Genomic DNA, 25,678 nt, shown 5'->3' with positions numbered 1-25,678 from the left:
CACAGAGCGAGAAACGCCCCGCCGCCGATCCCCCCACGGGTCGACGGACAGGGCGTTTCCCATATCCCGGAGCGGATTCCCCCCACGGGATCCGGCCGGGCGTCTGAAGGGAGCCTGAACTCCCGTTGTTTTCCTGTGGTGCGTATTCAGTTCGGTCCTGCTGTGCGGCTGCCGGGGTACGTACGGACGGGAGGGCCGCTCAAAGCTCCCCGGTGCACGTGCCCCGGCCAACACTTGCCAGGAGCGTCCCCCAAGACACTCCATCGGACGTCCCCCAAGACATCCTTGGCATCGCACTCTTAGACTCACCAACCCATCAGATGGTTACCCTCAAATCGGTGTGATCTAAGTCTCTTTGTAGAAATTATGTGAAGGAGCGCAACCTCAGGCTGTTCATCACGACGAAGACCGACGAGAACGCCATTGCCGCCCCCGCGATCATGGGGCTGAGCAGCCCGAACGCAGCAAGAGGCAGTGCGGCCACGTTGTAGCCGAACGCCCAGAAGAGGTTGCTTCTGATGGTCCACAGAGTACGCCTCGACAGGCGGATGGCGGCAGGGGCCACCTTGAGATCTCCACGAACCAGCGTGAGGTCGCCCGCCTCGATCGCCGCGTCGGTGCCGGTCCCCATCGACAGGCCCAGATCGGCCACGGCGAGCGCGGCCGCGTCGTTGACGCCGTCACCGACCATCGCGACGGACCGGCCCTCGGCCTGCAGGCGCCGCACGACCTCGGCCTTCTCCTCCGGCAGCACCTCCGCGTGAACCGTGTCGATTCCGACCGCACGGGCCACGGAGTCCGCCGCGGCCTGGTTGTCACCGGTCAGCAGAATCGGGTCGAGGCCCAGTGCGCGGAGCTCCGCGACGGCCTCCGCGCTGCCGTCCTTCACCGCGTCGGCCACCTCCAGCACGCCCCTGGCCGCCCCGTCCCAGGCCACCGCGACGGTCGTGCGCCCCTGGCCCGCCGCATGGGCCAGGGCCTCGGCCAGAGAGGGCGGGAGGGTGATCCCGGCGTCGGCGAGGAGCCGTGGCCGGCCGGCCAGTACGTCGTGCCCCTCGACGGTGCCGCGCACCCCGAGGCCGGGGACGTCGGTGAAGTCCCCCGGTGCGGGGAGCGCCATGCCCGTGCGGGCGGCCGCTCCGGCGGCCACCGCGCGGGCCACCGGATGCCCGGAGGCGTGTTCGAGGGCTCCCGCGAGACGCAGCAGCTCGGCCTCGGCCGTGCCGGGCGCGGTGTGGACGTGTCCGAGAGTCATGCGGCCGGTGGTGACCGTGCCGGTCTTGTCGAGTACGACCGTGTCGATTCGCCTGGCGGTCTCCAGGACTTCGGGGCCCTTGATGAGGATGCCGAGCTGCGCGCCGCGCCCGGTGCCGGCCATGAGAGCCGTGGGCGTGGCGAGGCCCAGGGCGCAGGGGCAGGCGATGATCAGCACGGCGACGGCGGCGGTGAACGAGGCAGTGATGTCGTCGGTGGCGAGCAGCTGGGCGACCAGCGTCCCCAGGGAGATCAGCAGCACCACGGGCACGAAGACCGCGGAGATACGGTCCGCCAGGCGCTGCGCGGCGGCCTTGCCGCTCTGCGCGTCCTCGACGAGCCGGGACATCCGGGCCAGCTGGGTGTCGGCGCCGACACGGGTGGCCTTGACGACCAGCCGCCCGGACACGTTCAGGGTGGCGCCGGTGACGGGGTCGCCCGGGGTGGTGTCCACCGGAAGGGACTCCCCGGTGAGCATGGAGGCGTCGACGGCCGAGGATCCCTCGACGACGGTGCCGTCCGTGGCGATCTTCTCGCCGGGGCGCACGACGAAGTGGTCGCCGACGAGAAGCCGGCCGACGGGGATGCGGACCTCCGTGATCTCGCGCCCCGGTCCCGCTTCCGCGCGGAGGACCGTGACGTCCTTCGCGCCGAGGTGGAGCAGCGCGCGCAGGGCGGAGCCGGCCTTCCGCTTGGACCGTGCCTCCAGGTAGCGGCCCAGCAGGATGAAGCCGACGACTCCGGCCGCGACCTCCAGGTAGATCGTGGAGGCGGGGTCGGACCCGGAGGCGGTGACATCGAACCCGTGCCGCATCTCCGGCATGCCCGCGGAGCCGAGGAACAGAGCCCACACCGACCAGCAGAAGGCCGCGAGCGTGCCGATCGACACCAGGGTGTCCATCGTCGCGGCGCCGTGCCGCAGGTTCGCCCAGGCGGCGCGGTGGAAGGGCAGTCCGCCCCAGATGACGACGGGGGCCGCGAGGGTGAGGGAGAGCCACTGCCAGTTGTCGAACTGGAGGGCGGGGACCATGGCCATGAGGACGACCGGCAAGGCGAGCGCCGCCGAGATCTGGAGGCGCTGCCGGAGCGCGGCGAGGGCTTCGTCGGCCCTGCGCTCGGCCGCGTCGTGAGGATCGTCGGCCGTACGGTCGGCGGTGTGGCGGAGGGAGTCGGTCCTGCGCTCGGCGGCGTCGCCTTCGCCGTCCTGGTCCACCGGTGTGGCGCGGGGTGGGGCATCGCCCTCGGGCGCCCGGGAGTGTGGCGCGGGAGCGGGGCGGACGACGGGCTGAGCCGTGTAACCGGTCTTCTCGACGGTGGCGACGAGATCGTCGAGCGTGGTGCCGGCGCCGTAGGAGACGCGGGCCTTCTCGGTCGCGTAGTTGACGGTGGCGGTCACCCCGTCCATCCGGTTGAGCTTCTTCTCGACGCGGGCCGCGCACGAGGCGCAGGTCATCCCGCCGATCGTGAGCTCCGCATCGGAGGTTTCCGCCGCCGGGGCCGCGGCTGCCGTGGTGCTGGCCATGTGTGCGGACTCCTGGGTCGAGCAGTCGGGCCGTTTCCCCACCAGTATCTGCTTCCCCGGTGACGGAACCGGCCCGACGGAAGGCGCGGGTCGTGCGGGTGGTGCATGTCTCGCCCGGCGGTGGTGCGTGCCGGCTGTGGTGCGGGTGCTCGGTGCCGGGCGTGGCCGGTTTCAGACGCGACCCACGAGCTCGTAGCCGGCCTCGTCGACGGCTGCGCGTACGGCGTCGTCGGTCAGGGGCGCCGCGGAGTCGACGGTCACCCGGCCGGTGGCGGCCTCCGCCTTCACCGAGGTCACTCCCTCGATCCCGGAGACCTCCTCGGAGACCGCTGCTTCGCAGTGGCCGCAGGTCATGCCCTTCACCTCGTACACCGCGGTGACGCCGCCCACCTGGACGTCAGCGGCCCCGTCGTTGCAGGAACCGGTGGACGAGCAGCAGGAGCCGGCGGTCCGGGGCGTGTCGGTCTCGGTGGTCATGACGTTCTCCTCTTCGCAGGCACATTGGGTGTGACGGATGTGGCGCGAGGGCGCACCGGAAAGCCCGGTGGGCATGCCCGCACCGTCAACTATACCCCTAGGGGGTATCAATGTTCCTTGCTGTCACCCCGTTGGGCGTGTCGCACACCAGAGGTTCCAGGTAGCGGTACATCACGGTCTTCAACTCCTCGGTGTACGCCTCCCGTTCGTCTCCCTCGTGCGCCATGACCAGATCCAGGCCGGCCTTGAAGAGGACGAAGGACATCGCGGCGGTGCGGGTGGCCTGGTCCGCCGGGAGCTCCGGCAGGTAGGCGCTGAGCAGCTGTTCGGTCCTGGCGAGCATGGCGGCGTGCAGGGCGTCGTGTTCCCGGGTGATCACGCCCGGAATCTCGGAGCCGTGGGTGAGTACGGCGAAGGCCGGGTTCTCGCAGTTGAAGGCGATCAGCGGGTCGAGGATCGCGTTCAGCATCCGGTCGAGCGGCAGTTCGATGTGGCTGACGACGAACGCTGCGCCGTACGTCTCCCGCCAGCGGTGCATGAGCTGTTCGCCGAGTTCGATGGCGATGGCTTCCTTGTTGGGGAAGAACTGGTAGAGCGTGCCGGGCGAGACGCCCGCCTCGCGCGCGATGGCGTTGGTGCTGGCGCCGTTGTACCCGCTGGCGCAGAAGACGTCGGCGGCGGCTTCGAGCAGCTGGGCGATGCGGGCCTCCCCGCGCGCCTGGCGGCGGCGCGGCCTGCTGGTCGCGCCGCCCGATCCGGCTCCGGTGTCCGGGCTGTCCTCTGCGCCCTTGCCGCTCTGCGCGGGCGTGGCGGCTTCTCTGGCCTCCGACACGGTCGATCCCCAGCTCTCGAGACGCGGTTGACAAACACGAGTGGTCACTCGCATTCTGAAGAAACACGAGCGAGCACTCGTGTTTTTCAGTGTACGTGGCAATGGCCGACCCGTGCCGCCCTGTGCTGCCCGGGTCCCGGTGAAGGGGACACCGCACCATGTCCGAAGTCAACAGTTCGGAGCGCGTCGGGGGCTGGACCCGCTTCGTCACCGCGCGACCACGGCTCGCTCTGCTGGCAGCCCTGGTGATCACGGCGCTCGCCGTGTTCGCGGGCAGCGGAGTGGCCGACCGGATGGGCAGCGGCGGCTGGGAGGCACCTGACGCCGAGTCGACCTACACGACCCAGGTGCTGGAGCGCGAGTTCCCTGAATCGCAGCCCAACCTGCTCCTGCTCGTCGACAGCGGTGGTGCCTCGGTCGACGATGCGGCGGTGGCCGCCGAGGCCGCCCGGCTCACCGACCGGCTGTCGGCCGAGCCGGGCATCACGGGCGTCGGCTCGTACTGGCAGACGAAGTCCCCCGCCCTGCGCTCCTCCGACGGGCACGAAGCGATCGTCGCGGCCCGGATCGGAGGCGACGAGAAGGGTGCCGGCGAGATCCTGGACCGGATAGCTCCCGCCTACCGGGGCACGCACGGCCCGGTGGAGGTCTCCGTGGGCGGGCCCGTCGCCGTGCGGCACGAGATGCAGAGCATCATCCAGGAGGACCTTCTGCGGGCCGAGCTCATCGCTCTGCCGGTCACGCTGGCGCTGCTGGTCATGGTCTTCGGCAGCGCGATCGCGGCCCTGCTGCCGCTCGGTGTCGGCATCGTCGCGATCCTCGGGACCAACGCGGTGCTGCGCGGCATCACCGAGTTCACCGATGTCTCGGTCTTCGCCCAGAACCTCACCACGGCGCTGGGTCTCGGACTCGCCATCGACTACGCCCTGTTCATCGTGCGCCGGTTCCGGGAGGAGCTGTCCGCCGGGGCGGACACCCGGGAGGCGATCGGCACCACCCTGCGCACGGCGGGACGCACGGTGCTCTTCTCCGCGCTGACGGTGGCGGTGTCGCTGGCCGCGATGATGGTCTTCCCCCAGTACTTCCTGCGCTCCTTCGCCTACGCGGGCATCGCCGTGGTGCTGCTGGCCGCCGCCGCTGCCCTGATCCTGCTGCCTGCCGCGCTGATGCTGCTCGGCCCACGGGTCAATGCGCTGGACCTGCGCCGGCTGCTGCGCCGCCGCGGGAAGCCGGCCTCCGGAGCGGACACGGCCGAGGGCTCGGGCAGGGGGTGGGCACGCTTCTCGGTGCTCGTGATGCGCAGGGCTCCGGTCTTCGCCGTCGTCACCACGGTCGGGCTCGTGCTCCTGGGGCTCCCGTTCCTCGGCGTGAAGTTCGGCACGGCGGACGACCGGCAGCTGCCGGCCGCTGCCGAGTCCCGTGTCGTCCAGGAGCACATACGGGAAGGCTTCCCCGGAAGCCCCGGCGGCGGACTCGAAGTGCTCGCGGAAGGCGCGGCGACTCCCGGCCAGTACGCCGACTTCAAGGAACGGATGGACGCGCTCCCCGGGGTGCAGCGGGTGGACGGCCCCGTCATGGGAGACGGATCCGCGTACTACGACGTCCTGCCGGAGGGGGAGCCGGTCGGGCAGGAGGCCCAGGATCTTGTCCGGGAGCTGCGAGCCGAGCCCGCTCCGTTCGACACCTCGGTGACCGGGACGGCGGCCGTCCTGGTCGACTCCAAGGACGCCATAGCGGACCGGCTGCCCTGGGCGGTGGGGATCATCGTCGTGGTGACGCTGCTGCTCGTCTTCCTGCTGACCGGCAGCGTCCTGATACCGCTCCAGGCCGTCGTGCTCAACGCACTCAGCCTGACCGCGATGTTCGGAGCGGTGGTCTGGGTCTTCCAGGACGGAAACCTGTCCGGGATCCTCTCCTTCACCAGCACGGGCGACATAGAGACGACCCTGCCGGTGCTGATGTTCTGCGTAGCCTTCGGCCTCTCCATGGACTACGGCGTGTTCCTGCTCTCCCGGATCAAGGAGGAGTACGACCGGACCGGCGACCACGAGCATTCGGTGACGTTCGGGCTCCGCCACACCGGCGGACTGATCACCGCGGCCGCCGTCATCCTGGCAGTGGTGATGGTCGCCATCGGCACCTCGCGCGTGACCAACACGAAGATGCTCGGGCTCGGGATCGCGCTGGCCGTGCTGATGGACGCCATGGTGGTGCGCAGCCTGCTGGTGCCGGCCGTCATGAAGCTGATGGGCCGGGTCACCTGGTGGGCCCCCGCGCCGCTGCGCGCCTTCCACCAGCGGTTCGGGCTGAGCGAGGGGGAGCCGGCCCCGACCGGGGACCGGGGCACCGAGGAGCTGTCCGGAGCAGGCGGGCAGGAGCGGGACAAGGTCACGGCCGGGGCGTAGATTCGCCGGATCAAGAGCCGGACGGCGGTAGCCGGACCACGGGAGGCGGGCCGATGCGGGCAGTTGTGTTCGAGGAGTTCGGGCAGGAGGCCAGGGTCCGGGACCTTCCGGATCCCACCCCCTCGGCGGAGGGCGTCGTGGTCCGGGTCGAGGCCACAGGGCTCTGCCGGAGCGACTGGCACGGCTGGATGGGCCACGACCCGGACATCGACCTCCCGCATGTGCCCGGTCACGAACTCGCCGGGGTGGTGGAGGGGGTGGGACCCCGTGTGCTCAACTGGCGCGTCGGCGACCGGGCCACCGTGCCCTTCGTGTGCGCCTGCGGCCGGTGTTCCGCCTGTGCGGCCGGCGCTCAGCAGGTCTGCGAGCGGCAGACCCAGCCGGGCTTCACCCACTGGGGATCCTTCGCCGAGTACGTGGCGCTGGAGCAGGCCGACGTCAATCTGGTCGCGGTGCCCGAAGGGCTCTCGCCCGCCACGGCGGCGGGACTCGGATGCCGGTTCGCCACGGCGTTCCGGGCCGTGGTCGGACAGGGACGGGTGGCGCCGGGGGAGTGGGTCGCCGTGCACGGCTGCGGCGGAGTCGGGCTGTCGGCCGTGATGATCGCGGTGGCATGCGGAGCCAGGGTCGTCGCGGTCGATGTCTCGCAGCGGGCCCTGGAGCTGGCGCGGGCGTTCGGCGCGTCCGCGTGCGTGGACGCCTCCGCGCACCCTGCCGGTGCGGACGAGGCGGTACGCGAACTGACCGGTGGCGGTGCGCATCTGTCGCTCGACGCGCTGGGCTCCCCGGTCACCTGCGCCGCCTCGGTGCGGAGCCTGCGCAGGCAGGGCCGTCATGTCCAGGTCGGCCTGCTGCCGTCGGCGGCCGGTGACCCCGTCGTCCCCATGGCGCGGGTGATCGGCCTGGAGCTGGAGATCCTCGGCAGCCACGGCATGGCCGCCCACGACTACCCGCCGATGATGGACATGGTCCGGGCCGGCACCCTGCGGCCGGATCTCCTGGTGACCTCCACCATCACGCTGGACGCCGCCCCGGCGGCCCTCGCCGCGATGGGCACCGCACCCGGAGCGGGCGTCACGATCATCGAACCGGCGAAGGGGGCCTGAGAACGGGCCGAGGGGGCCTGAGCGTTCGGAGCCGTCCGGGCTCAACGGCCCCGGTTGCTGGGCCGGGACGCGATCCACGCGAAGACGGTGTCCACGTACCAGTAGGGCTTCCCGTTCCGGACATCGTCAGGAGGTGGAAGGAGCCCGTGCTTGCGGTACGAACGGACCGTGTCCGGCTGGACCTGGATGTGTGCCGCAATGTCCTTGTACGACCAGAGCGTTCTGTCCGTCATGAATGACACCTCTCTGTACGTCCGTGCGCCTCTGTTCCGGTGAACGAGAGGCCCCCGGGCCGGGCAGGGGACGTCGCGAGCCCGTGACACAGGCTCAGCGGAACGCGGACATACGTGACAGAGAAGTGACTGCTGTGGTGGGAGGGGGACGGGCGACTCAGGAGGACGGCCGGGCGGGCCCGCAGATGCGGAGGAACTCGCGGGTGCGGCGTGCGATGGGCAGGGGCTTGTCGGGTGGGCAGGGATACATGTCCTGCTCGACGATGGCGAACAGGTCGGTCCCCAGGGCGCGCGCGGCGTCCAGCACCGGCTCCAGTGCGGGCACTCCGCCCGGCGGCTCGCACATCACGCCGCGCGCCACCGCCGGACCGAACGGCACCTCGTTCGCCACGACATCGGCGAGCACCACCGGGTCGACCTGCTTCAGGTGTAGATAGCCGATCCGTTCGCCGTAGGTCCTGATGAGCTTCACACTGTCCCCGCCGCAGTACGCGTAGTGGCCGGTGTCGAGACAGAGGGAGACCAGATCGGGGTCGGTGGCGTCGAGGAAACGGTTGACGTTCTCCTCGCTGTCGATGTGCGTATCGGCATGCGGGTGCACCACGATCCGCAGCCCGTAGCGGTCCCCCACCTCGCGGGCCAGGCGTTCCGTCTGGGTGGTGAGGTCACGCCACTGCCCGGCGGTGAGGGTGCGGTCCTCCAGCACCTCACCCGTCTTGTCGTCCCGCCAGAAGGAAGGGATGACCACGAGATGCCCGGCGCCCATCGCCCGGGTGAGTGCCGCGATGCCCGCGACATGCTCCCAGGTCCGGTCCCAGACGGCCGGACCGTGGTGCAATCCGGTGAAGACGGTGCCCGCGGAGACGGCGAGATTCCGGCGGGCGGTCTCGTCCGCGAGCCGGGCGGGATCGGTCGGCAGATAGCCGTAGGGGCCGAGCTCGATCCACTCGTAGCCGGCCTCGGAGACCTCGTCGAGGAATCGCTCCCAGGGCACCTGTTTCGGATCGTCGGGGAACCACACCCCCCACGAATCGGGTGCCGAGCCGATGCGGATGCGGGCCGAAGGGGGTACGGAGGAGGTCATATCGCCCACCCTCCAGTCCTTGAGATGGAGTGTCAAGAGTTCGTCCGAATGTCCGGACAAAGTGTTGACAGGGTTCCGGGCGAGGGCTAGACCTGGGATCGGCCGTCCGGCCGTGGCCGACTCCCGGAACGATGTACCGGGCCGGAGCACCGGGTCGAAGGGATGCGTATGCCTGAGCCGTACGACGTGATCACCATGGGGCGGATCGGGGTGGACATCTACCCGCTGCAGACCGGTGTACCGCTGGCCCGGGTCGAGACCTTCGGGAAGTTCCTCGGCGGCTCGCCGTCCAACGTGGCGGTGGCCGCCTCCCGGCTCGGACGGCGTACGGCTGTGATCACACGGACCGGCCGGGACGCCTTCGGCGACTACCTCCACCAGGCGCTGGGGGAGTTCGGGGTGGACGACCGGTGGGTGAGTGCCGTGCCGGAATATCCGACCCCGGTCACCTTCTGCGAGATCTTCCCGCCGGACCACTTCCCGCTCTACTTCTACCGGCAGCCCAAGGCGCCCGATCTGGAGATCCGCAGCGGGGAGCTCGACCTGGACGCGGTGCGGGACGCCCGGGTCTTCTGGATGACCGGCACCGGGCTGTGCGCCGAACCCAGCCGCACCGCGACCCTCACCGCACTACGGGCCCGCGGCGCGGCCCCGTCACCGGCTTCGCCCGGCCCACCGCGTGTCACCGTCTTCGACCTCGACTGGCGTCCCATGTTCTGGGGAGAGGAAAGGGGCGGCAACGACGAAGCCGCCCGCGCCCACTACCGAGAGGCGCTCGCCCACACCACGGTCGCCGTCGGCAATCTCGACGAGTGCGAGATCGCCACGGGAGAGCGCGAACCTCACGCGGCCGCCCGAGCCCTGCTCGCCGCCGGGCCCGAACTCGCCGTCGTCAAACAGGGGCCGGGCGGCGTCCTCGCCGTCCACCGCGACGGCACCACCGCCGAGATCCCGCCCCTCCCCGTCGACGTCGTCAACGGGCTGGGCGCCGGGGACGCCTTCGGCGGCGCCCTCTGCCACGGTCTGCTCGCCGGCTGGGACACGGAACACGTCATGCGCTACGCCAACGCGGCCGGGGCCATCGTCGCCTCCCGACTCGCCTGTTCGTCCGCGATGCCGTTCCCGCACGAGGTCGAACAGGCCCTTGCCGACGGTGTGGTGGGCGCGGCCACGGAATCCACCCCGTGACCCCGCCCGCCGCGACCGGCGTCACCGATCTCGTCCGGCTCCGCGCCCAGCGACCCGAGGCCGTCGCCGAGGCCGCCGCCGGCCGCCGCAGGCGCCCCCTCGTCGGCCCCACCGGACGCCTGATGATCATCGCGGCTGATCACCCGGCCCGCGGCGCCCTCGCCGTCGGTGACGACGACCTGGCCATGGCCGACCGCTTCGACCTGCTGGAACGCCTGTGCCTCGCCCTTGCCCGTCCCGGCGTCGACGGGGTGCTCGCGGGCGCTGATGTCCTGGAGGACCTGCTGCTCCTCGGCGCGCTGGAGGGCAGGGTCGTCCTGGGCTCCATGAATCGCGGGGGGCTCGCGGGAGCCGCCTTCGAGCTCGACGACCGCTTCACCGGTCACCGCCCCGCCGACATCTCCCGCCACGGCTACGACGCGGGCAAACTCCTGCTGAGGATCGACCACGACGACCCGGGCTCGCTGGACACCCTGCACACAGCCGCGCGCACGGTGGACGAGATGGCCGCCCTCCGGCTTCCGGTCTTCATCGAGCCGTTCCTCTGCCACCGCACCGGCGACGGGCTCCGCACCGACCTGGGCGCCACAGCCGTCACCACCTCCATCGCCATCGCCTCCGGCCTGGGCGGGACGTCCGCGTACACCTGGCTCAAGGTCCCCGTCACCGACGATCCCGACGACATGGACCGGGTGATGCGGGCCTCGACCCTCCCCGCGGTCCTGCTCGGCGGCGAGGTCACGGGAGATCCGGACACGGCCTACGAGAAGTGGCGCGGCGCGCTGCGGTTGCCGACCGTCCAGGGACTGGTGGTCGGGCGTTCGCTGCTCTACCCCGCCGACGGCGACGTGGCGGCGGCGGTCGACACGGCCGTAGGACTTCTGTGAACGCACAGCCGCCGTACCTCCGTGAACGAAGGGGACGACGACGGAGCCGCTGTACCTCCGTGAACGAACGGGACGACGGGTAGGGATGGAGCCATGACGACAACGCCCCACGATCAGCAGAGCCACCACCTCGGGGCCGGCCGTGCCGCACGGGGCCCCTACGCCCTGGACATCGACCCGGAGCGGGCCGGGTGGGAGCGGTCGAGTCTGCGTGTCCTGGAGCTCGAGCCGGGTGGCGTTCACACCCTGGTAACCGGGGAGAGCGAATGGATCGTCCTGCCGTTGTCCGGTGGCTGTACGGTGCAGGCAGCAGGTGAGATCTTTGAACTGCTGGGCAGGAAGAACGTGTTCAGCGCAGTGACCGATTTCGCCTATGTCCCACGCGACGCCCGCGCCCAGATCGCCTCCGGCGCAGGAGGCCGCTTCGCCCTGGCAGGAGCGAAGTGCGAGCGACGACTCCCCGCTCGCTACGGCCCCGCGCCGGAGGTACCGGTCGAGCTCCGCGGCGCCGGCGCCTGCTCGCGCCAGGTGAACAACTTCGCCGCAGCCGACACGTTCGACTGCGACCGGCTCATCGCCGTCGAGGTCCTCACCCCCGGCGGCAACTGGTCCTCCTACCCGCCGCACAAGCACGACGAGCACCACCCCGGTGCCGAGTCCGTGCTCGAGGAGATCTACTACTTCGAGGTCGAGGGCGACGGCCTCGGCTACCACCGGGTTTCGCCGTCCCGCCCCGGAGGCACGGACGTCCTCGCCGAGGTGGCCACGGGTGACGCCGTCCTCATCCCGGACGGCTGGCACGGCCCGTCCATCGCCCCGCCCGGCCGCACCCTGTACTACCTGAACGTCATGGCGGGCCCGGGTGATCAGCGCGAGTGGCTGATCCGCGACCACCCGGACCACCGCTGGATCCGCGACACATGGCCCGAGCAGCCCGTCGACCCACGACTGCCGTTCCACGGCCCGGAGGCCGCCCGGTGACCACACCACGCCGCACCACCGACACGACCGCACCCACCCGCAGGCTCACCACCGCGCAGGCCCTGATCGCCTTCCTCGCCCGCCAGTACACCGAGCGCGACGGCCGGCGCCATCGCCTGATCGACGCCACCTGGGGCATCTTCGGCCACGGCAACGTCGCGGGCGTCGGACAGGCACTCGTCGAAGCCGGCCCCGCGATGCCGTATCTCCAGGGCCGCAGCGAACAGGCCATGGTGCACGCCGCCGTCGGATACGCCCGCCAGTCGGGCCGGCTCTCCGCCCACGCCGTCACCACCTCCATCGGTCCCGGCGCCACCAACCTCGTCACCGGTGCAGCGCTCGCGACCGTCAACCATCTGCCCGTGCTGCTCCTGCCCGGAGACACCTTCGCGACCCGCCCCGCCGACCCCGTGCTCCAGCAGCTCGAAGTGCCCCACACGGGCGACGTGTCGGTCAACGACTGCCTGCGCCCCGTCTCCCGTTACTTCGACCGGATCACCCGCCCCGAGGCGCTGATCCCGGCCGCCCTGCAGGCCATGCGCACCCTCGCCGACCCCGCGGACACGGGCGCCGTCACCCTCGCGCTGCCGCAGGACGTGCAGGCCGAGGCGTACGACTGGCCGGCGGACTTCTTCGCGCCACGCGTCTGGAACGTACGCAGGCCGGCCCCCGACCCGTACGAGCTGGAACAGGCCGTCCGCGCGGTGCGCTCGGCACGCCGCCCCCTGATCGTCGTGGGCGGCGGCGTCCACCACAGCGCCGCCGAGGAGGCTCTCGCCGCGTTCGCCGCCTCCACCCGCATCCCGGTCGCCTCCACCCAGGCCGGCAAGGGATCCCTGCGCCACGACCACCCCGCCGATGTGGGCGGCATCGGCCACACCGGCACCGCCACGGCCGACGCGCTCGCCCGCGAGGCCGACCTGGTGATCGGTATCGGCACCCGCTACACCGACTTCACGACCGCCTCCGGCACGCTCTTCGCCGACCCGGCCGTCCGCTTCCTCAACCTCAACATCACCGGCTTCGACGCCCACAAGCTCGCCGCTCTCCCTCTCGTCGCGGACGCGCGCACCGCGATCGAAGCACTCGGCGAGGCCCTCGGCGCACGCGGTCACCGAGTCGACCCCGCCTACGAGAGCGAGTACACCGCCGCCAAGGACCGCTGGGAGCAGCGCGTCGACGCGGCCTTCGCCATCGGGGACCCGGACGCCCGCCCCACCCAGGCGCAGGTCATCGGGCTGCTGGACGAGCTGGTCACCGAGGACGACGTACTGATCAACGCGGCGGGCTCCCTCCCCGGCGACCTCCACAAGCTGTGGCGGACCCGCTCCCCGCGCCAGTACCACGTCGAATACGGCTACTCCTGCATGGGATACGAGATCCCCGCGGCCCTCGGGGTCCAGCTCGCGGCGCCTGACCGGCCGGTCTGGGCCCTCGTCGGCGACGGCACGTATCTGATGAACCCCACCGAGATCGTCACCGCCGTGCAGGAGAGGCTGCCCGTCAAGCTCGTCATCCTGCAGAACCACGGATACGCGTCCATCGGCGGCCTCTCCGAGTCCGTCGGCGCCGAACGCTTCGGCACCGCCTACCGGCACCGCACCGCGGAAGGAGAGTTCACCGGGCCCCCGCTGCCCGTCGACCTCGCCGCCAACGCGGCTTCGCTCGGCATGCGGGTGCTGCGCGCCGGGTCGGTCGGGGAGCTGCGCCGGGCCCTGGCCGAGGCGCGTGGCGCGGACCGTCCCACTTGTGTCTACGTCGAGACCGAAACGGCAGACACAGTGTCGGGGCCTCCCCCGGCACAGGCGTGGTGGGATGTTCCCGTAGCCGAAACCGCGACCCGCCCGTCGGCGGTCGAGGCCAGGAAAGAGTACGACCGGCAGATCGCAGCCCGACGCCGCCACCTGTGAAGGAGACCCCGTCATGAAGACCGTCAACCACTGGATCGGTGGCAAGACCGTCGAGGGCACGTCGGGCAACCACGGTCCGGTCACCGACCCGGCGACCGGCGCCGTCACCACCCAGGTGGCGCTCGCCTCCACCGAGGAGGTCGACGCCGCGGTCTCCGCCGCGAAGACCGCCTACGAGACCTGGGGCACCTCCTCGCTCTCCGCCCGCACCGCCGTCCTCTTCCGCTACCGGGCCCTGCTGGACTCCCACCGCGACGAGATCGCCGCGCTGATCACCGCCGAGCACGGCAAGGTGCACTCCGACGCGCTGGGTGAGGTCGCCCGTGGTCTGGAGATCGTCGAGCTGGCCTGCGGCATCACCACACAGCTCAAGGGCGAGCTGTCGACCCAGGTCTCCAGCCGGGTCGACGTCTCCTCGATCCGGCAGCCGCTCGGCGTCGTCGCGGGCATCACGCCGTTCAACTTCCCGGCCATGGTGCCGATGTGGATGTTCCCGCTGGCGATCGCGTGCGGGAACACCTTCGTCCTGAAGCCCAGCGAGAAGGACCCCTCGGCCGCCAACCTGCTGGCCGAGCTGGCCGCGGAGGCGGGGCTGCCCGACGGCGTGCTGAACGTCCTGCACGGTGACAAGGTCGCCGTGGACGGGCTCCTCGCCCACCCCGACGTCGCCGCCGTCTCCTTCGTCGGATCCACCCCCATCGCCCGGTACATCCACGCCACCGCCTCCGCCAACGGCAAGCGCGTCCAGGCCCTCGGCGGTGCGAAGAACCACATGCTGGTCCTCCCCGACGCCGACCTGGACGCCGCGGCCGACGCCGCCGTCTCGGCCGCCTACGGTTCCGCCGGCGAACGCTGCATGGCCATCTCCGCGGTCGTCGCGGTGAGTTCCGTCGCCGACGAGCTGGTGGCGAAGATCCGCGAGCGCGCCGAGAAGATCAAGATCGGCCCGGGCAACGACCCCACGTCCGAGATGGGCCCGCTGATCACCGCGGTCCACCGCGACAAGGTCGCCTCCTACGTCACTGGCGCCGCAGCCCAGGGTGCCGACGTCGTCCTCGACGGCACCGGGCACACGGTCGAGGGCTTCGAGGACGGCCACTGGATCGGCCTGTCCCTCCTGGACAACGTCTCCACCGACTCCGACGCCTACCGCGACGAGATCTTCGGCCCGGTCCTGTGCGTCCTGCGCGTCGAGACGTACGAGGACGGCGTCGCCCTCATGAACGCCTCGCCCTTCGGCAACGGCACCGCGATCTTCACCCGCGACGGCGGCGCGGCCCGCCGCTTCCAGCTGGAGGTCGAGGCCGGCATGGTCGGCGTCAACGTCCCGATCCCGGTACCGGTGGGCTACCACTCCTTCGGTGGCTGGAAGGACTCCCTCTTCGGCGACCACCACATCTACGGCAACGACGGCGTGCACTTCTACACCCGCGGCAAGGTCGTCACCACCCGCTGGCCCGACCCGGCCGACGCCCCGGCGGGCGTCGACCTCGGCTTCCCCCGCAACCACTGACCCGGCTTCCCCCGTCCCCCGTCCCGCCGGAAAGGCGGGGGACACAGGAAACCCGGAGTGGAACACTGGCCGCATGGAGACGGCTTCGCAGCTTCCGTTCGGTGAGGCACTGAGGGGCCGGCTGGGCTCGCCCGCCCACCCATCCCTCCTGGAGAGCAGCCCCCGCTCACAGGTCTGGCGCATCGAGCTGGCCGGGCGCCCGGCCGTGCTGAAACAGCTGGTGGAAGGTCCCGGGGCCGACGAGCGGTACGAGCGCGAGGTGGCCGCCCTGCGCATCGCCGGCCGGGCATCCGGCTCCCCGGTCGTGCCCGCGCTCCTCGGCACCGACCCCGCCGAGCGGGTGCTCGTCCTCGAACACCTCGACCACCGGCGGCCCGCAGCCGACTGGATCGTCGACTACGCGGCGGCCCTCGCCAGGCTGCACAGCACCGCCGGCACCGCCGACGCCGGAGCTCTGCCCCGCTGGCAGGGCCCGACCGGTGCCGACGTCAGCTCGTTCCTCACCCTGGCCGAGACCTTCGGGGTCCCCGAGGCACCGGGTGTCCGGGACGATCTCCACGCCCTCGTGGATCGCCTCGGCCGGGCGGAAGGGACCGCCCTGCTCCACGGCGACCCGTGCCCAGGCAACGATCTGCACACCCCGGACGGCGTCAGGTTCATCGACTTCGAGCAGGCATCCCTCGGCAGCGGCCTGATGGAACTCGCCTATCTCCGCGTCGGGTTCCCGACCTGCTGGTGCGTCACCAGGGCGGCAGGCCCCCTGCTGGAACGGGCGGAGGGCGCCTACCGCACGGCGTGGCACGCCGAGACCGGCACCCCGCTCCCGGACGCCGGTCTCGCCGACGCCTGCGCGGGCTGGCTGATCCGGGGCGACGCCCTGGTCGAGCGCGCCCGCCGAGGCACCGTCGACCACCTCGCCCGCGTCCCCGACGAGGACTGGGAATGGGGCACGGCCACCGCCCGCCAACGCCTCGTCCACCGGCTCGGAGTGGTCGCCGGAACGACAGCGGACCACGGCGGACTGCGGAGCCTCCGCGCCCTCGCGGCGGAACTGCGCCGCGCCGTCCTCGACCGCTGGCCGGCGCTGCGACCGGTGCCGACGCGGCGTCCGTAGGGCCTCCGGTCCGTACCGGGCAGGAAAACCCGTGGCAGGGAGCACGGCGCCCCGGCCATCCTGTGTGCCATGTCCGCACCGCAACACGAGATCCGCGCGCAGCACACGGCCACCACGGTCACCGTCTACCAGGCCTACCAGCCGTCCATCGGCCTGCCCGCCGCCCGTGACGGGCGCTTCCCGTCCGCCTGGAAGCGCGACCGCATGACCTGGATCAAGCCGAGCTTCCTGTGGATGATGTACCGCTGCGGATGGGGTGCGAAGGAGGGCCAGGAGACCGTGCTCGCCGTCGAGATCACCCGCGAAGGCTTCGGCTGGGCCCTGGAGAACGCCGAACTCTCGCACTACGTCAGGCGAGTGCACCCCGACCGGGCCACCTGGCAGCGCGCCCTGCGCCGCAGTCCCACCCGCGTCCAGTGGGACCCGGAACGCGACCTCCACCTGAACCCGCTGCCGTACCGCTCCCTCCAGCTCGGACTGAGCGGCGAGGCGGCACGGCGCTACGCGGACGAGTGGCTGGTCTCCGTCACCGATGTCACGCCGCTCGCGCACGAGATCCACGCGCTCGTCAGGGCAGGCGAACCGGACGAGGCGTCCCGGCTGCTCCCGGCGGAGACCCCGCTCGCGGATTCCCGGGCTCCCCGGCCCGTACAGGCCGGCCGATGAGGGCCGGGACCCGTCCGACGGCCCTGGTCACGGGCGTGGCACGCTCGGCCGGGATCGCCGCGTCCGTGGTCGGGTCGTCAGCCTGAGAAGGCGGACATGGCCCGCCACACACCCCTGGGAGGCCTCGGGGCGCCGCAGGACTGCGCGAATCCGGTCACGTTCCTCTGCTCGGCGGAGGGCGGATGGACCAATGGCCAGTTGCTCCGGAGCGACGGTGGCCTCGGGTAGCCGGACGGCGCGGGCCGGGTGGGTCCGGTCCACGAGCCACGTGCCCGCTGTTCAGCGATCGGTTCCGAACACCCAGGTCAGCATCGCGAACGCCCCGTCGTCCGCGGCTCCCGCCGAGCGGTAGGTGGCGAGCGCGGCCTCGTTGTCGCGCTCCACGCCCACCCACATGTCGTAGCAGCCGCGCTCCCGGGCCTCGGCGGCCAGGGCCTCCGTCAGCGCACGCCCGATGCCCCGGCGGCGGTACCGCTCGTCGACGGCGAGTTCGTACAGGCACATCTCCGTGCCCTTGTCCGGGTGCAGCATCTCGATGCCCGAGACGAACCCGGCCGGGAGATCTCCCGCGTACGCGATGAGCATCAGATGGCCGTCAGCCGCCAGGAAGCGGGCCGCCCACTCGGGGCGGGGAGGGGCGTCGTAGAGGTGTTCGGCGGCGAGGAGCTCCGCGGTGGTGGTGGCGGGGTGAATCCTGATGTTCACGTATGGGCCCTTTCGCGACGTCGGTGTACCGCATGCGGAGTACGGGGAGGGACGGTCGTACCTCCCAGGGATGCCGCCCACCTCCCCCCGGGGGCACCCCGGCTCCCCGGCCGCTCCGTTTAGGGTCGAGTCATGGAGAAACCGACTTCCCGGTGGCGGCACCGGCTGCCCCGCACCCCAGGCCGGTGGGCCGCGGTCGTCGCCGCCCTCGCCGTGCTCGTGGGTGCCGGTACCTGGACCGCCACCGCCGACGACAGTGTGCCGTCCGTACACCGGCAGGACCGGATGATGAAGATGAACGGGGTGTCCGTCGACACCTCGTACTTCACGTCCGGGGGCAACCAGCGCAGGCCGGCCGTCCTGATCGGGCACGGCTTCGGCGGCAGCAAGAACGATGTGCGCGCCCAGGCCGAGAAGCTGGCGGCCGACGGGTACGCCGTGATGACCTGGTCCGCCCGTGGATTCGGGAGGACCACCGGGGAGATCACGCTCAACGCCCCCGACGGCGAGGTCAAGGACGTCTCCGGACTCATCGACTGGCTGGCGGACCGGCCCGAGGTGGAGCTCGACGCGAAGGGCGACCCGCGCGTCGGCGTCACCGGCGCTTCGTACGGCGGCGCCGTGTCGCTGCTCGCCGCCGGGTACGACAAGAGGGTCGACGCCATCGCACCGGTGATCAGCTACTGGAACCTCGCCGACGCGCTCTTCCCGGACGGGGTGTTCAAGAAGCTCTGGGCCGGGATCTTCGTCAACACCGGCGGTGGCTGCGAGAAGTTCCAGAAACAGCTGTGCGAGATGTACGAGCGGGTCGCGGTCAGCGGCAAGCCGGACGCCGCCGCGCGTGAACTGCTGACGGAACGTTCCCCCGAGGCCGTGGCCGACCGGATCGACGTGCCCGCGCTCATCCTCCAGGGCCAGAGCGACTCCCTCTTCCCGCTCGGCCAGGCGGACGCCATGGCCAAGGCCGTCAAGGCCAACGGCGCACCCGTCTCGGTCGACTGGATCTCGGGCGGGCACGACGGCGGGGACGACGAGGGCGATCGCATCCAGGGCCGGGTCGGTGACTGGTTCGACCGGTATCTGAAGAAGGACGAGAGCGCCGACACCGGGCCGGGGTTCCGTGTGACCCGGACCGGCGGCGTCGACTCCACCGACGGCGCCGCCCTGAAGCGCGGCGCGAGCAGCGCCGCATACCCTGGGCTGGCCAGCGGCGGGCGGAAGATCACCCTGACCGGCGCCGGGCAGCAGCCCGCGACCGGCGGCGGACGGGACGCGGGGGCCACGGGCGGGCAGAACGCCCCCTCCGACGGCCTGACGCAGACCTTCCGCAACCCCGCCGGGGCCAACCCGCCCTCCATCTCCGCCGTCCCCGGCATCGGGGGCGGACTCTCCCAGCTGTCCTCGCTCGGCGTCGGTCTCTCCCTCGACTTCCCCGGGCAGTACGCACGCTTCGAGTCCGCCCCGCTGGACAGCGCCGTACACGTCACCGGATCGCCCACCGTCACCGTGAACGTGAAGGCTGACCAGGGTGACGCGGTGCTGTTCGGCAAGGTCTACGACGTATCGCCGGACGGGAAGCAGCAGGTGCTGCCCTCCCAGCTCGTATCCCCCTACCGGATCACCCCCGCCGAGCAGGGCAAGCCGGTCGAACTGACTCTGCCCGCCATCGACCACGAGGTCGACGCGGGACACCGGCTCCGTCTCGTCCTCTCCGCGACCGACCTCGCCTACGCCTCACCCGCCGAGCCCGCGACGTACACCGTCGCCCTCGACGGGCCGCTTACCGTGCCCACCGCACCCGCCGTGAAGACCGCGGCGGCCACCCTCCCCTGGTGGACGTGGGGGCTCCCCGCGGCCGCGGTCGTCATCGCCGCCGCCCTCCTGCTCACCGCACGCAGGCGCACCGCCACCCCCGCCCCCGATCCGGCCCTGGCCGGCGTACCGCTGCAGATCACGGGCCTGTCCAAGAAGTACGCCAGGTCCACCGACAGGTACGCGGTGCGCGATCTCGGCTTCCGGGTCGAGAAGGGGCAGGTCCTCGGCCTCCTCGGGCCGAACGGCGCGGGGAAGACCACCACCCTGCGCATGCTGATGGGACTCATCACCCCCGACGCCGGTGAGATCCGGGTCTTCGGGCACGCGATCCGCCCCGGGGCGCCCGTACTGTCCCGCGTGGGATCCTTCGTCGAAGGCGCCGGCTTCCTCCCGCACCTGTCCGGCCGCTCCAACCTGGAGCTGTACTGGCAGGCCACCGGGCGGCCCGCCGAGGACGCCCACATCGACGAGGCCCTGGAGATCGCCGGACTCGGCGACGCCCTGGCCCGCGCCGTGCGCACCTACTCCCAGGGCATGCGGCAGCGTCTCGCCATCGCCCAGGCCATGCTCGGAATGCCGGACCTGCTCATCCTCGACGAACCGACCAACGGTCTCGACCCGCCCCAGATCCGCGAGATGCGGGACGTGATGATCCGGTACGCGGCCGGGGGCCGGACCGTGATCGTGTCCAGCCACCTCCTCTCCGAGGTCGAGCAGTCCTGCACCCACCTGGTGGTCATGGACCGCGGGCAACTCGTCCAGGCCGGCCCGGTCGCCGAGATCACCGGCTCCGGCGACATGCTGCTCGTCACCACGGGCGCCGAGGTGGCCGAACCGCTCGTGGACAAGGTGGCCGCGCTCCCGGGCATCGGCTCCGCCACCCGCGTGGACGACGGCTACGGGCTGCTGGTCCGTCTCGACGGCGCCACCGCGGCGCAGCTGGTCGCCGACCTGGTGCGTCTCGACGTGCCGGTGACGGGCGTCGGGCCGCACCGCCGCCTGGAGGACGCGTTCCTCACCCTCATCTCCCAAGGATCCGCATGAGCTCCGCAACAGAGATCCAGGCCCTCGCCGAAGCCCCCGGCTACCACGCCCGTCGCACCCTGCCGCTGCGTGTGGAGGCGATGAGGCAGCTGCGCAGGCGCCGCACGCTGCTCATGGGCGGGGTGCTGGCAGCCCTGCCGTTCATCCTGATCATCGCCTTCGCGGTCGGCGGCACCCCCGGCGGCGGTGAAGGGGGCGGCGGCGGAGGCGGTTCGCGGATCAACCTCATGGACGTCGCGACGGAGTCCGCCGCGAACTTCGCGGCGACCTGCCTCTTCGTCTCCGCCGGCTTCCTGCTGGTGGTGCCGGTCGCACTGTTCTGCGGGGACACCGTGGCCTCCGAGGCGAGCTGGTCCTCGCTGCGCTACCTCCTCGCGGCACCCGTGCCGCGGGCCAGGCTGCTGTGGAGCAAGCTCGTCGTGGCGCTCGGCTTCAGCCTCGCCGCGATGTTGCTGCTGCCGCTCGTCGCGCTGGGCGCGGGAGCCGTCGCGTACGGCTGGGGGCCGCTGAAGCTTCCCACCGGGGGCGCGCTGGCCACCTCGGACACCGTGCCGCGCCTCGCGCTGGTCGTCGCCTTCATCTTCGTCTCGCAGCTCGTCACCGCGGGGCTGGCGTTCTGGCTGTCGACGAAGACGGACGCACCGCTGGGCGCGGTGGGCGGCGCGGTCGGGCTGACGATCGTCGGCAATGTCCTGGACGCGGTCACCGCTCTCGGGACCTGGCGCGAATTCCTGCCCGCGCACTGGCAGTTCGCCTGGGCCGACGCACTCCAGCCCGATCTCGAATGGGGCGGGATGATCAAGGGCGCCGCGGTGTCGGTGACCTATGCCCTGATCCTGTTCGCTTTCGCCTTCCGCGGGTTCAGTCGTAAGGACATCGTGTCCTGACCTTGACGTTCCGCCACGTCACCCCCCGTCGTTGCGCCATCGAGACGGTTCCGCAACGCTTCTGACGACTCCGCCCGGCCGCTTCACACGTCACATTCACAGATGTCTACGACGTGGGGGGTACGGATGGACCGCAGGGCAAGGACGTATCGGGGAGCGCTCGCGCTTCTCCTGGCGGGCGGGATCCTGATGACCGGCTGCGGTGGGTCGGGTACGAGCAACGACTCCGCCTCCGCCGAACGCGGTGTGGCCGGCAACGGCGGACCGGCAGGGGGCAAACAGCCCCCCGCCGCTCCGTCCGCCGCACCGGGCCAGGACGAGGACGGGGCGAGCCAGGCGGAGGACGGTGCGGCGCGGGAGAGCGTGGCGCCCGACTACCTGTCGACCTTCGCTCTCGACGTGGACACCGCCAGCTACGGGTACGCGCGCCGCACCCTGGGCGACGGGCAGCTGCCGGCAGCGGACACGGTTCGCCCGGAGGAGTTCGTCAACAGCTTCCGCCAGGGCTACGAGCGGCCGGAGGGCAACGGCTTCGCGGTGAGCGTCGACGGCGCCCGGTCCGATGCCGCCGACTGGTCGCTCGTAAGGGTCGGGCTGGCCACCAAGGCCGCCTCGGACACCGGCGAACGCCCGCCCGCCGCACTGACCTTCGTCGTCGACATCTCCGGATCCATGTCCGAACCGGGCCGCCTCGACCTGGCGAAGACCTCGCTGGGCATCCTCGCCGACGAACTGCGTGACGACGACTCCGTATCCCTGGTCACCTTCAGCGACGAGGCCGAGACCCGGCTGCCGATGACCCGCCTCCAGGGCAACCGCACCAAGGTCCGGGACGCCATCGAGGAGATGGAGCCCGCCGACTCCACGAATGTGGCGGCCGGCGTCGAGCGGGGCTACGAGGAGGCGGTCGAGGGGCACCGCAAGGGCGCCAACAACCGTGTCGTCCTGCTCTCCGACGCGCTCGCCAACACCGGTGAGACCGACGCCGACGCGATCCTGGAACGCATCGGGGACGCACGCAAGGAGTACGGCATCACCCTGTTCGGCGTCGGAGTCGGCAGCGACTACGGCGACGAGCTGATGGAACGCCTCACCAACAAGGGCGACGGCAACACCACCTACATCGCCGACGAGACCCAGGCCAGGAAGGTCTTCGTCGACCAGCTGCCCGCCCACGTCGAGCTCCGGGCCCGCGACGCCAAGGCCCAGGTGGCCTTCGACCGCAAGACGGTCCAGCAGTTCGAGCTGATCGGCTACGAGAACCGCAAGGTCGCCGACGACGACTTCCGGGACGACAGCGTCGACGGCGGCGAGGTGGGCCCCGGCCACACGGTGACCGCGCTCTACGCCGTACGGCTCCGTAAGGGTGCCTCCGGCCACGTGGCGACGGCGACGGTGCGCTGGCTGGACCCGAAGACACGCAAGGCGCACGAGGAGACCGGGTCGGTGGAGACCGGTGCGATCGGCGGAAAGCTCTGGGACGGCGCCGGCGCACGGCTCCAGGTGACCGCGGTGGCCGCGTACTTCGCGGACACGCTGCGCGGCGGCGACCTCCCGGGAACACCCGCACTCGGCGAACTCGCCACGCGTGCGCGGAAGCTGGCCTCCTCCACCGAGGACAGTTCGGTGGAGAAGCTCGCGACGGCGATCGAGCAGGCCGACCGGATCAAGAACGGCGGTGGTGACGAACCGCCGGGTGACCAGGGTGAGGGCGAACTCGGCTGACACGGCCGTCCGGGCCCGGCAGGGGAACGTCCCTGCCGGGCCTTCCCTGTCGGTGGCGGCTGATAGAACACATCGCACAGCCATCGAACGGACCGTCAGGAGCGCCGACTTGTCCTATGTCCACCATGTCGAGCATGTGGAGCAGTTCCACGGACTGCCTGTCTTCACCTTCCCGCCGTACGCGGACCCCACGGATCTGCCCGACGCGGGCGCCGTGGCCTGGCGCCTCCACTGCGGTCCGTACTCGACCGACGAGGACTCCGAGTCGTACTGGACGCGGTTCACCGCGTCGGTCGACCTGGGGAAGATACGCGCCCTGGTCTTCGGCAGCCCCTGGTTCGACGGCGACGGCGGGAGCAGTATGACCGAACTGCTCGCCTTACGCGCTCGGTTGGGCGGGCTCGAAGCGATGTTCCTCGGCGATCTGGAGGACGAGGAGGCGATGATCTCCACGATCGGGCTGACGGACCTCACAGAGCTTCTTGAGGCCTTCCCCGGGCTGCGGGAGCTGGCCATGCGCGGCGGGGAGGGCCTGGAGTTCCCCCTGACGGGCCACGAAGGGCTGCGGGTGCTGCGCGTCGAATCCGGCGGCCTGCCCCCTGCGGCGGCGGCTCAGATCGCCGCCGCCGAGCTGCCGTCGCTGGAGTGTCTGGAGCTGTGGCTGGGCGACGAGGACTACGGCGGTGGCACCACGGTCGAGGACCTGGCCCCGCTGCTCGCCGGCGTCGGCAAGCCCGCGCTGCGACACCTGGGGCTGCAGAACAGTCCGATCCAGGACGAGCTGGCCGCGGCCCTGGCCTCCGCCCCGGTCGTACGCCGGCTCAGCTCGCTGAGCCTGTCGATGGGCACGCTGGGTGACGAGGGCGCGGAAGCACTCCTGGAGGGGCAGTCCCTCGCCCACCTGCGGGAGCTCGACCTCTCGCACCACTTCCTCAGCCGGGACATGATGCTGCGGATCTGGACGGAGCTGGAGTCGCAGGGGGTGCGAGTGAACCTCACGGGCAGGGAGGACGAGGACGACGACGACGACGAGGACGAGGAGAACTACCGGTACATCGCGGTCGCGGAATGACCGTCCTCGCAGCTCTCCTGCCGTCCCGTTCCGCCGCCGTCGAAAGGCCCGCACAATGACCCGTGCCCCCGAGTTCCAGGACCTGGACGACCTCCTGCTCGTCAGCCGTTACCTGAACGGCCGGCACCCCTGGCTGGACCCCGCCGGGCAGGTGCCGTACGCCCACGTGCTGTACGCCGCCGCCGTGTCGGGGCGGCCCCCCGTCGCCGTCGTGTCACGGCTGGCCACCCTGGGGTACGCCGATGTCCAGCACTCCGGGTCCCCCTGGCCCGGCTCCGTCGGCATCGAGGACGCCGCACTGGTGAAGCGGGAGGGGCCCGACAAGTATCGGCGGCAATGGATCGATGTCGGTGAGCCCGTCTCCCTGCACGAGATCGTCGAGACGGCGGGGCACGCCAAGCGCTCACCCGCCGATGTCGCAGCCCGGCTGACCGCACTCGGCTACCGGCTCGGTGGCAGCGGTCCGCTGCCCGGGACGCCGAATCCCCGCGACGTCATGCTGCTCCGCACAGCCCGCGGGGGACAGGGCGGCTGGCTCGGCTGGGGCGACGAGGTGTCCGCCGCGCATGTGCTCGAAGTGGCCGCGTACCTGGACTGCAGCCCGCTCACCGCCGCCGCGCGGCTGGCCGCGCTCGGCCTCCGGCTGCCGTACACCCCCCAACGCGACGACGAGCGGATCCTCACGTTCGCCACCACGTACCGCGCCCACTACCCCGGCCGCTACTCCTCGGCACCCGTCGGGCACGTTCTCGCCGTCGCGCGAGAGACGGGACGCAGCCCCGCGGACATCGTCGCCCGGCTGAAGGTGCTGGGCGTCGGGAGACCGGACGGATCGGTGCCCGACGCCCCGGAGGACGGTGACCTCGTCATCCTCAGCGAGGAACTCGACGGCTGTCAGCCCTGGTTGGTGAAGAACACCGTCGTCGGACTCCAGCTGCGGCACATCCTGCGCGCCGCCCTCGCCACCGGGCGGAGCCCCGCAGGGATCACCGCGAGGCTCACCGAGCTGGGGCACTGGCTGCACGAGAACGCGAAGCTGCCGGAGGCCGCCGACGAGGCGGACATCCGGCTGCTGGAGACCGTCGACCGCTCGTACCTGGACGGTGTCCACCTGGAGCACGTCCTGCGCAGCGCCGGACTGACGGGCCGGAGCCCCGCGGACGTCGCTGCGCGGCTGACGGCCCTCGGCTACACGCTCCCCGACGAGGTGGAGTACCCGGAGACACGGGGTGTTCTCGCCGCGTCATGAAAGACGTCC

General features: G+C 71.5%; 20 protein-coding genes and 1 pseudogene. 15 read left to right on the top strand and 6 right to left on the bottom strand.

Annotated features, from left to right (window positions below; translation table 11 throughout):
• Positions 1-364 precede the first annotated feature (364 nt).
• The 3 genes from ACFWFI_RS14175 to ACFWFI_RS14165 all read right to left on the bottom strand — a co-directional run bounded on the left by ACFWFI_RS14175 (position 365) and on the right by ACFWFI_RS14165 (position 4,085).
• Positions 365-2,776, bottom strand: coding sequence for a heavy metal translocating P-type ATPase (locus ACFWFI_RS14175; protein WP_387389120.1), 2,412 nt, complete (start codon positions 2,774-2,776; stop codon positions 365-367).
• Positions 2,777-2,947: 171 nt separating this feature from the next.
• The gene (locus ACFWFI_RS14170) at positions 2,948-3,253 is read right to left on the bottom strand and encodes a heavy-metal-associated domain-containing protein (RefSeq protein WP_387389118.1); all 306 of its coding nucleotides are present in this window, start codon (positions 3,251-3,253) and stop codon (positions 2,948-2,950) included.
• Positions 3,254-3,350: 97 nt separating this feature from the next.
• A complete protein-coding gene (locus ACFWFI_RS14165) occupies positions 3,351-4,085 on the bottom strand; it encodes a TetR family transcriptional regulator (RefSeq protein ID WP_387389116.1) in 735 nt (244 codons plus the stop codon).
• Positions 4,086-4,243: 158 nt separating this feature from the next.
• Between ACFWFI_RS14165 and ACFWFI_RS14160 the strand changes: the two genes are divergently transcribed.
• Together ACFWFI_RS14160 and ACFWFI_RS14155 are read left to right on the top strand one after the other, a co-directional pair.
• On the top strand, positions 4,244-6,490 hold the full coding sequence (locus ACFWFI_RS14160) for an MMPL family transporter (RefSeq protein ID WP_387389114.1): 2,247 nt from the start codon (positions 4,244-4,246) through the stop codon (positions 6,488-6,490).
• Between the two features lie 53 nt (positions 6,491-6,543).
• Positions 6,544-7,596, top strand: coding sequence for a zinc-dependent alcohol dehydrogenase family protein (locus ACFWFI_RS14155; protein ID WP_387389111.1), 1,053 nt, complete (start codon positions 6,544-6,546; stop codon positions 7,594-7,596).
• A 41-nt stretch (positions 7,597-7,637) separates the two neighbouring features.
• Here ACFWFI_RS14155 and ACFWFI_RS14150 read toward each other — a convergent pair whose 3' ends face one another.
• Both ACFWFI_RS14150 and ACFWFI_RS14145 read right to left on the bottom strand, forming a co-directional pair.
• Complete coding sequence (locus ACFWFI_RS14150; protein ID WP_387389110.1) at positions 7,638-7,829, bottom strand: helix-turn-helix transcriptional regulator; 192 nt, start codon at positions 7,827-7,829, stop codon at positions 7,638-7,640.
• 157 nt (positions 7,830-7,986) lie between these two features.
• A complete protein-coding gene (locus ACFWFI_RS14145) occupies positions 7,987-8,913 on the bottom strand; it encodes a sugar phosphate isomerase/epimerase family protein (protein WP_387389108.1) in 927 nt (308 codons plus the stop codon).
• 168 nt (positions 8,914-9,081) lie between these two features.
• Between ACFWFI_RS14145 and iolC the strand changes: the two genes are divergently transcribed.
• From iolC to ACFWFI_RS14105, 8 genes and pseudogenes are all read left to right on the top strand, one after another.
• Positions 9,082-10,101 carry a 5-dehydro-2-deoxygluconokinase gene (gene iolC / locus ACFWFI_RS14140; protein WP_387389105.1) on the top strand — a complete coding sequence of 340 codons (1,020 nt, stop codon included), beginning with the start codon at positions 9,082-9,084 and terminating at the stop codon, positions 10,099-10,101.
• A complete protein-coding gene (locus ACFWFI_RS14135) occupies positions 10,098-10,988 on the top strand; it encodes a Cgl0159 family (beta/alpha)8-fold protein (protein ID WP_387389102.1) in 891 nt (296 codons plus the stop codon). Before iolC ends, ACFWFI_RS14135 begins: the two co-directional genes overlap by 4 nt.
• A 93-nt stretch (positions 10,989-11,081) precedes the next feature.
• Positions 11,082-11,969 carry a 5-deoxy-glucuronate isomerase gene (gene iolB / locus ACFWFI_RS14130; protein ID WP_387389100.1) on the top strand — a complete coding sequence of 296 codons (888 nt, stop codon included), beginning with the start codon at positions 11,082-11,084 and terminating at the stop codon, positions 11,967-11,969.
• On the top strand, positions 11,966-13,879 hold the full coding sequence (gene iolD / locus ACFWFI_RS14125) for a 3D-(3,5/4)-trihydroxycyclohexane-1,2-dione acylhydrolase (decyclizing) (protein WP_387389098.1): 1,914 nt from the start codon (positions 11,966-11,968) through the stop codon (positions 13,877-13,879). Before iolB ends, iolD begins: the two co-directional genes overlap by 4 nt.
• A 13-nt stretch (positions 13,880-13,892) precedes the next feature.
• Positions 13,893-15,392, top strand: coding sequence for a CoA-acylating methylmalonate-semialdehyde dehydrogenase (locus ACFWFI_RS14120; RefSeq protein ID WP_387389095.1), 1,500 nt, complete (start codon positions 13,893-13,895; stop codon positions 15,390-15,392).
• A 73-nt stretch (positions 15,393-15,465) separates the two neighbouring features.
• A complete protein-coding gene (locus ACFWFI_RS14115) occupies positions 15,466-16,506 on the top strand; it encodes a phosphotransferase family protein (protein ID WP_387389092.1) in 1,041 nt (346 codons plus the stop codon).
• Between the two features lie 69 nt (positions 16,507-16,575).
• Positions 16,576-17,172 (top strand): DUF4291 domain-containing protein, encoded by a 597-nt coding sequence (locus tag ACFWFI_RS14110; RefSeq protein ID WP_387389090.1) that lies wholly within the window; start codon positions 16,576-16,578, stop codon positions 17,170-17,172.
• A 93-nt stretch (positions 17,173-17,265) separates the two neighbouring features.
• A pseudogene (locus ACFWFI_RS14105) lies at positions 17,266-17,400 on the top strand (SDR family oxidoreductase); the annotation flags it as partial.
• Between the two features lie 51 nt (positions 17,401-17,451).
• Here the strand turns inward: ACFWFI_RS14105 and ACFWFI_RS14100 are convergent.
• Entirely contained in the window at positions 17,452-17,871 is a 420-nt protein-coding gene (locus tag ACFWFI_RS14100) for a GNAT family N-acetyltransferase (RefSeq protein WP_387389150.1), read from the bottom strand.
• Positions 17,872-18,009: 138 nt separating this feature from the next.
• Here ACFWFI_RS14100 and ACFWFI_RS14095 point away from each other — a divergent pair, with 138 nt between their 5' ends.
• From ACFWFI_RS14095 to ACFWFI_RS14075, 5 genes are all read left to right on the top strand, one after another.
• On the top strand, positions 18,010-20,736 hold the full coding sequence (locus ACFWFI_RS14095; protein WP_387389087.1) for an alpha/beta fold hydrolase: 2,727 nt from the start codon (positions 18,010-18,012) through the stop codon (positions 20,734-20,736).
• Complete coding sequence (locus tag ACFWFI_RS14090) at positions 20,733-21,623, top strand: ABC transporter permease (protein ID WP_387389084.1); 891 nt, start codon at positions 20,733-20,735, stop codon at positions 21,621-21,623. The genes ACFWFI_RS14095 and ACFWFI_RS14090 overlap by 4 nt, the downstream gene beginning before the upstream one ends.
• A 126-nt stretch (positions 21,624-21,749) precedes the next feature.
• A complete protein-coding gene (locus tag ACFWFI_RS14085) occupies positions 21,750-23,348 on the top strand; it encodes a vWA domain-containing protein (protein WP_387389147.1) in 1,599 nt (532 codons plus the stop codon).
• Positions 23,349-23,457: 109 nt separating this feature from the next.
• The gene (locus ACFWFI_RS14080; protein ID WP_387389081.1) at positions 23,458-24,420 is read left to right on the top strand and encodes an STM4015 family protein; all 963 of its coding nucleotides are present in this window, start codon (positions 23,458-23,460) and stop codon (positions 24,418-24,420) included.
• Between the two features lie 55 nt (positions 24,421-24,475).
• A complete protein-coding gene (locus ACFWFI_RS14075) occupies positions 24,476-25,669 on the top strand; it encodes a wHTH domain-containing protein (RefSeq protein ID WP_387389079.1) in 1,194 nt (397 codons plus the stop codon).
• Positions 25,670-25,678 lie beyond the last annotated feature (9 nt).

Source organism: Streptomyces sp. NPDC060209, assembly GCF_042728155.1.
In the GTDB taxonomy this organism is placed as follows: domain Bacteria; phylum Actinomycetota; class Actinomycetes; order Streptomycetales; family Streptomycetaceae; genus Streptomyces.
This window is presented reverse-complemented; position numbering and strand designations above follow the sequence as displayed.